Origin of the sequence: Vagococcus elongatus (assembly GCF_003987645.1) — a bacterium.
Lineage (GTDB): Bacteria > Bacillota > Bacilli > Lactobacillales > Vagococcaceae > Vagococcus_A > Vagococcus_A elongatus.
The window spans coordinates 43,573-49,815 of the sequence record NZ_NGKA01000019.1; the positions used below are offsets into that span (position 1 = coordinate 43,573).

Sequence of the window (6,243 nt, forward strand, 5' to 3'; positions counted from 1 at the left end):
CAGGATTTCATTTTGTCTATAAAACTTGTCGCCATCGACATTGATGGCACCCTACTGAATTCTCATCACCAAATAAGTAAAAAAACTATTGATATTATCAAACAAAAACGTCAAGAGGGCCTTCGTATCGTCTTAGCCTCTGGACGCCCCCTAAACGGGATGCTGGCCTATACAAACTCTTTAGGACTGACTACAGAGGATGATTACATCATTAGCTACAATGGCGCTTTGGCTATAAATAGCGGAACAAACGAAGCATTTGTCAAGCATACCCTGAATTATGATGACTTGATCGAATTCTATCAGTTAAGTCAAAAATTAAACGTCCATTCACACTTTGTAGATTCTAAAGCTATTTACACACCAAACAAAGACATCAGTCCCTATACGATTCACGAAGCCTTTCTGACTAAGATGCCTTTATTCTACAAAGAAATCGAAGAGGTGTCCCCAACAGCCTCTATCAGTAAATATATGATTATTGATCATGAAGAAATCATTGATTTTGTCATGAAAGAAATCCCTCAACCGTATTATGACCGTTATAATATCGTAAGAAGTGCTGATTTCTTCCTTGAATTTCTAAACAAAGAAGCAAGCAAAGGGCTGACCTTAAAAAATCTATCTGATAAATTAGGCATTCAACAATCAGAGGTAATGGCGATTGGGGATAACGAAAATGATATCTCTATGCTGGAATATGCAGGTGTCGGTGTAGCTATGGGAAATGCAACCCAAACCACAAAAAAATTCGCAGACAGAATTACTTTGGCAAATGATGATGAGGGCGTTGCACATGCTCTGGAACAATGGACATAAAACATTAGTTTCTTTCGATCTCATCCTAATTTTGATATACTTGAAATAGCTTAGTAGAAAGGAATGATCCAAACAATGAGAATGGCACATACGTGTGTTCGCGTAAAAGATTTAGACGCATCACTAGAATTTTATCAGACAGCGTTTGGTTTTGTAGAAACCCGCAGAAGAGACTTCCCAGAAAACAAGTTTACTTTAGTCTATCTGACATTGCCTGATAATGATTATGAATTAGAGCTGACCTATAATTATGACCACCCCGGATATGAATTGGGAGACGGCTATGGGCATATTGCCATCGCTACAAATGACTTAGAAGGTCTTCATGCCAAACATACGAATCTAGGCATTGAGGTAACACCGCTTAAAAATCTGCCAGGAGTTCCTCCGTCCTATTATTTTGCGATTGATCCAGATGGTTACAAAGTCGAAGTCATTAGGGAAAAATAGAAAAAGCAACAATTGTTATTAAAAAAATAAACAAAGCACCCCATTGCAAGAAATTATATTCTTGCGACGGGGTGTTTTATAAGTTCACGGGAACACTTGAAACTATGAAGATTAAAAAAATGGTCAACATAAACAATCCAGATGTTGATATTTTCTTATTTGATTAATGTTTTTTTATTTTTTTTCTGCTACAATAAAGTCAAGATTACTTAAATTCAGGGGGAAACACGAATGAAGGAGTTTGCAAGCAAAGAAGCAGAAAAAAACTATTATGAAACTCAAGCGGCAGAAGAAGAATTCCTAGAGTGGTATGCCCATCAGGAAAAACCTGCCTATATAAAGCCTGCTGTGACTGTAGACAATGTTTTATTAAGCTATAATCGAAAAGAAGATCAATTGAAAGTGCTTCTGATTCAAAGAAATACTCATCCGTTTCAATATTCTTGGGCGTTGCCTGGCGGATTTGTCCATCCCAATGAATCTACTGCAGATAGCTGCATCCGCGAAACCAAAGAAGAAACCAACATTTCTATTTGCACTGACAATATCGAACAGCTTCACACTTTCAGCACTCCGGGAAGAGATCCCCGCGGCTGGGTCATCACTGTCAGCTACTTGGCATTTATCGGTGAAGAACCGTTAACTGCAGGTGACGATGCAAAACAAGCGCTGTGGTTCACCTTAGAGCGCAAAGACAACTTATTATATCTCCAACATGAAAAATATGAAGCAATTATTTTAGATATCAATACTGGAGAATCCTTAGGAAAAACCTCTCTGGCTTTCGACCATAGTGAGATTTTTTTAAAAGCTTTCAAAAGGATCAAAAATAAGATGTATCATGAACCTAAAGTCTTGCAAGTACTTGGAAAAGAATTTTCAATCACGGAAGCCCGCAAAGTCTTCGCTAAATTTTTGGGCATCTCTTTCCATGACATCGACCATTCAAATTTTAAAAAGGCCATGCTTCAATATTTCGAAGAAATTGGAGAGCGCCCAATCGGCATTGGCCGACCTTCAAAAATTTACCGTTTGAAAACAATCGATGAATAAATAAATCATAACATCCATTCAATACTAGAAACAGTCTTTCTGATTATCAGTTTGGTTTAACCACACTGCTTCATCAGTCGGCTGTTTTTTTTATAGCAAAAAAATATTGACAAGAAATCATACCGATCTCTTGTCAACATTATTAATTATCAAACTAAATGTTTAACTTAAAAGTTCTTTCACAATGCTGTTAACCATACCGCCGTCTGCTTTGCCTTTCACCTGAGGCATCACTAGACCCATGACTTTACCAAACTCCTTCATAGAGGTCGCTCCACTTTCGGTAATAGCCTTTGAGACCAGCTCGCGAATATCAGATTCAGTCAACTGAGCCGGCAAATACTTCTCAACAACTTTTAATTCAGCCTTCACTTTTGTTACTAAGTCTTCACGATCAGCTTTGCTGAACTCGTGAATAGAATCGCGGCGCTGTTTTACTTCCCGAGCTAAAACAGTCAATTCTTCATCCTCTGTCAGCTCACGTCCCACCTTGATACCTTCATTCTGCAGCGAAGACTTGATCATCCGTAGAGTAGTCAACGTCTCACGATCTCTCGCTTTCATTGCTACCTTGATATCTTCATTTAAAGTATTTAATAATGACATACTTTCCAGCTCCATTCACGAAGATTAAAATTTCTTACGCTTTCTAGCTGCCTCAGATTTCTTCTTACGTTTGACACTTGGTTTTTCGTAGTATTCACGCTTGCGATACTCTTGCAGTGTACCTGTTTTTGAAACGGAACGTTTGAAGCGACGAAGAGCATCATCAAGAGATTCATTTTTCTTAACGACTGTTTTTGACATGTAAATTCCCCTCCCTCCGAGCCTAAAAAGTAACCGTTTTTTCTTTGAATTACTCAGACAAAAAAACTGTCCTTACACCATTATATCTAATTGCTATTTTAACGTCAACTTTTATTGGAAAAACTGCCATTTTTTTCGGATTTTTTTGCGACACAATCTGCACATTTTCCGAAAATTTCAAAACGATGCTCTTCTATCTCTGCCCCGTTCAATTGCTCTTCAAAATAATCCATCGGACACATCTCAAGGACTTGCGTCGCCCCGCACTCTGTACAGATAAAATGATGGTGGTGATGAGTGCCGCCATGAGCACAGTGAAAGCGGAATTTTTTTTCGCCGTCAAATTCAGTCTCTTCAAGAATGTTCAGTTCTGTAAAATCACTTAAATTACGATAAATCGTATCAAAACTAATACCTTCATAATGTTCATTCATAAAATCATAGACCTCTTTTGCAGAGATATATTTATCTTCTGCTTCTAAATAGGTCAACATTGCTTTTCTTCGCTCAGTAAATTTAAAGCCTGATTTTTTCATAAGTGCCAGAGCTTGATTAATTTTCAAATCACCCATTTTTACCAGTCCTCCGTTTTCTAAACTTATGCTATAATAAGTTGGAAACAAAATCAAGAAGGGAATCTCAAGATGAACGAAGAATGCGTAAGTATATTTGTAATTTCAGATTCAGCAGGTGAAACAGCATCAAAATTAGCATCGGCTGCGATCGCTCAGTATCAAGATTTAAATATTTGCTTAGTTAGAAAAACATTTATCAATGAAAAGGAAGATTTAATGGAAGCACTGGAAACGGCACGTTCTTCCAACTCCATGATTATACACACAATGATCTCTACTGAACTAGTTAATATCGCAAACCAATATTGTGAGGAACACCAACTGTTTTGTATGGACATACTTTCACCAATCGTAGGAGAAATCGAGCAAAGATCCCATGTAAAACCAAACCGTATGCCGGGAGCACTTCATTTTCTGGACAAAAATTATTTTAAACGTATTGAAGCAATGGAGTTTGCGGTAACCTATGACGATGGTAAAGATCCCAACGGCTTCCTCGAGGCTGACATCGTTCTTTTGGGGGTATCCAGAACCTCAAAAACACCTTTGAGCTTGTTCTTAGCCAATAAAAATCTTAAAGTAGCAAACTTGCCTTTGATTCCACAGGCACACATTCCTAAACAGCTGTGGGAAATCGATGCTAAAAAAATTGTCGGCTTGACGAACGATCCCCATGTTTTAAACAGGATTCGTCAAGAAAGAATGAAGGCGTATGGACTCAATCCAGATACGGCCTATTCTAATATTGATAAAATCAATGAAGAATTGAAATTCGCACAAGATCTTTATCAAAAATTAGGCTGCATTGTTATAAATGTGGCAGATCGCTCTATTGAAGAAACATCTTCCATGATTTTGCATCTGTTGGAGATTGACGAGCACAGTTATTACGGATGAACATCATAAAGCAGCATGGCCAAAAAGCTGTGTTGCTTTACTTTTTATCCCTAATATTCCTGTTCAGAGTCAATAAAAAAATATCAGTATTTTTAGTAGCCGTTGATTTTAAGTCCTTATTTTCCTATATATCAAGATGTCGTCTTATAAAAATAATCGACTTACTTTCACTATATGATAACATATAAGCTACACTGAAAAAACTTTTAGCAAATGAGTAAAACCGTTCTCCTCTAGTGCCAAAAGAAAGGATTCAGCCGATGAAAAATATAAAAATTGCGTTGTTGCAAATCAAACCTTGCGATAGGTTAGATGAAAATTTGAAAAAAGGAATTGAGTATTGTAAAAAAGCAAAAGAAATGAGGGCTGACATCGCCTTATTCCCCGAAATGTGGAGCAACGGCTACAACATCCACGATCGCCCTATCGACGAATGGAAAGCAGAAGCCATTACCGCTGACAGCGAATTTGTTAATACCTTCGGAGAACTTGCCAAAGACCTCTCTATGGCGATTGGGATTACTTTGCTGGAAAAAAATGAAAAAGGTTTGCGAAATACACTCATTCTTTTTGATAGATTTGGTGAAAAGAAACTTACCTACGCCAAAGTACACACATGCAATTTTGACGTGGAGCAATACTTGACTCCTGGAGATGATTTTTATGTTTGTACTCTAGACACTGCTACTTGTGGTGAGATAAACATCGGCGCAATGATTTGTTATGATCGGGAATTTCCTGAAAGTGCAAGAATCCTTATGCTCAAAGGAGCAGAACTTATCCTCGTTCCTAATGCTTGTCCAATGGAAATAAATCGCTTATCACAGCTTCGAGGCAGAGCATTTGAAAATATGTTGGCCATCGCCACTTGCAACTATCCTGAAACCGTACCTGACTGTAATGGGAATTCAACCGTTTTTGATGGTGTTGCTTACACTCCAGAATTATCTGGCTCACGAGACACCTGTATCCTACAAGCAGACAGCAAAGAAGGCGTCTATGTTGCAGAACTTGATTTGGAACAACTGTGTCACTATCGCGAAACTGAAGTACATGGGAACACGTACCGACAACCCCAAAAATATGATGCTTTAATTGATACAAAAATAGCTCCTCCATTTATTAGAAATAAATAATAGTAAGATAAAATATTTTTTTGTAAGATAATCTATCGGAATAAATCTTACAAACTATGGAAATGCATACAAAAAGAACATTTTTGTATCCGCGTACTAGCAATAGAAGTGAAATTTTTATTATTTCAAGTTTATTTTTTAGAATTTTAATCTTTACATCTGCTAGTTCAATAATTCCTTACTTAAATTAAAAAGCTGAAACGAAAAAATCTAATCGTTTCAGCTTTTTGATAATTTTTATGCGAGAAACGGGATTTGAACCCGCACGAGCTAAGCTCATACGCCCCTCAAGCGTACGTGTCTGCCGTTCCACCACTCTCGCTGGACAATTTCCCAAGATACTCTATAAAAAAAAGAAACTAGACGAACTAGTTTCTCAACTCCGGCAGTAGGACTCGAACCTACGACATCATGATTAACAGTCATGCGCTACTACCAACTGAGCTATGCCGGATAATACCTAAAAAAGCGTGGCAGCGTCCTACTCTCACAAAGGGTGTCCCTTC

Annotated in this window: 8 protein-coding genes and 2 tRNA genes; 5 read left to right on the plus strand and 5 right to left on the minus strand. The window is 37.7% G+C overall.

The window, feature by feature from the left end:
• Positions 1–12: 12 nt before the first annotated feature.
• The 3 genes from yidA (at position 13) to CBF29_RS11095 (ending at position 2,322) form a co-directional block, all read left to right on the plus strand.
• A complete protein-coding gene (yidA, locus tag CBF29_RS11085; protein WP_126809795.1) occupies positions 13–819 on the plus strand; it encodes a sugar-phosphatase in 807 nt (268 codons plus the stop codon).
• Positions 820–894: 75 nt separating this feature from the next.
• Positions 895–1,269, plus strand: a complete 375-nt coding sequence (gene gloA, locus CBF29_RS11090; RefSeq protein WP_126809796.1) for a lactoylglutathione lyase — start codon at positions 895–897, stop codon at positions 1,267–1,269.
• A gap of 231 nt (positions 1,270–1,500) precedes the next feature.
• Positions 1,501–2,322, plus strand: coding sequence for an NUDIX domain-containing protein (locus CBF29_RS11095; protein WP_126809797.1), 822 nt, complete (start codon positions 1,501–1,503; stop codon positions 2,320–2,322).
• A 162-nt stretch (positions 2,323–2,484) separates the two neighbouring features.
• Here the strand turns inward: CBF29_RS11095 and CBF29_RS11100 are convergent, their stop codons facing one another.
• The 3 genes from CBF29_RS11100 to CBF29_RS11110 all read right to left on the minus strand — a co-directional run bounded on the left by CBF29_RS11100 (position 2,485) and on the right by CBF29_RS11110 (position 3,701).
• Positions 2,485–2,928: a GatB/YqeY domain-containing protein gene (locus tag CBF29_RS11100; protein ID WP_126809798.1), complete on the minus strand. Its 444-nt coding sequence runs from the start codon at positions 2,926–2,928 to the stop codon at positions 2,485–2,487.
• Positions 2,929–2,952: 24 nt separating this feature from the next.
• On the minus strand, positions 2,953–3,129 hold the full coding sequence (gene rpsU, locus CBF29_RS11105; protein WP_023605663.1) for a 30S ribosomal protein S21: 177 nt from the start codon (positions 3,127–3,129) through the stop codon (positions 2,953–2,955).
• A gap of 104 nt (positions 3,130–3,233) precedes the next feature.
• On the minus strand, positions 3,234–3,701 hold the full coding sequence (locus tag CBF29_RS11110) for a Fur family transcriptional regulator (RefSeq protein ID WP_126809799.1): 468 nt from the start codon (positions 3,699–3,701) through the stop codon (positions 3,234–3,236).
• 72 nt (positions 3,702–3,773) lie between these two features.
• Between CBF29_RS11110 and CBF29_RS11115 the strand changes: the two genes are divergently transcribed.
• Together CBF29_RS11115 and CBF29_RS11120 are read left to right on the plus strand one after the other, a co-directional pair.
• Positions 3,774–4,601 carry a pyruvate, water dikinase regulatory protein gene (locus CBF29_RS11115; RefSeq protein WP_126809800.1) on the plus strand — a complete coding sequence of 276 codons (828 nt, stop codon included), beginning with the start codon at positions 3,774–3,776 and terminating at the stop codon, positions 4,599–4,601.
• A 260-nt stretch (positions 4,602–4,861) separates the two neighbouring features.
• On the plus strand, positions 4,862–5,737 hold the full coding sequence (locus CBF29_RS11120; RefSeq protein WP_126809801.1) for a carbon-nitrogen hydrolase family protein: 876 nt from the start codon (positions 4,862–4,864) through the stop codon (positions 5,735–5,737).
• A 240-nt stretch (positions 5,738–5,977) separates the two neighbouring features.
• Here CBF29_RS11120 and CBF29_RS11125 read toward each other — a convergent pair.
• Positions 5,978–6,059, minus strand: a tRNA-Leu gene (locus tag CBF29_RS11125).
• Positions 6,060–6,117: 58 nt separating this feature from the next.
• Positions 6,118–6,191: transfer RNA gene (locus CBF29_RS11130), tRNA-Asn, on the minus strand.
• Between the last annotated feature and the right edge of the window lie 52 nt (positions 6,192–6,243).

What these genes read in the sequence shown, in the direction of transcription:
- gloA (WP_126809796.1), top strand. Translation starts at nt 895, where the DNA reads ATGAGAATGGCACATACGTGTGTTCGCGTAAAAGATTTAGACGCATCA.
- CBF29_RS11100 (WP_126809798.1), bottom strand. Translation starts at nt 2,928, where the DNA reads ATGTCATTATTAAATACTTTAAATGAAGATATCAAGGTAGCAATGAAA.
- CBF29_RS11115 (WP_126809800.1), top strand. Translation starts at nt 3,774, where the DNA reads ATGAACGAAGAATGCGTAAGTATATTTGTAATTTCAGATTCAGCAGGT.
- rpsU (WP_023605663.1), bottom strand. Translation starts at nt 3,129, where the DNA reads ATGTCAAAAACAGTCGTTAAGAAAAATGAATCTCTTGATGATGCTCTT.
- CBF29_RS11110 (WP_126809799.1), bottom strand. Translation starts at nt 3,701, where the DNA reads ATGGGTGATTTGAAAATTAATCAAGCTCTGGCACTTATGAAAAAATCA.
- CBF29_RS11120 (WP_126809801.1), top strand. Translation starts at nt 4,862, where the DNA reads ATGAAAAATATAAAAATTGCGTTGTTGCAAATCAAACCTTGCGATAGG.
- CBF29_RS11095 (WP_126809797.1), top strand. Translation starts at nt 1,501, where the DNA reads ATGAAGGAGTTTGCAAGCAAAGAAGCAGAAAAAAACTATTATGAAACT.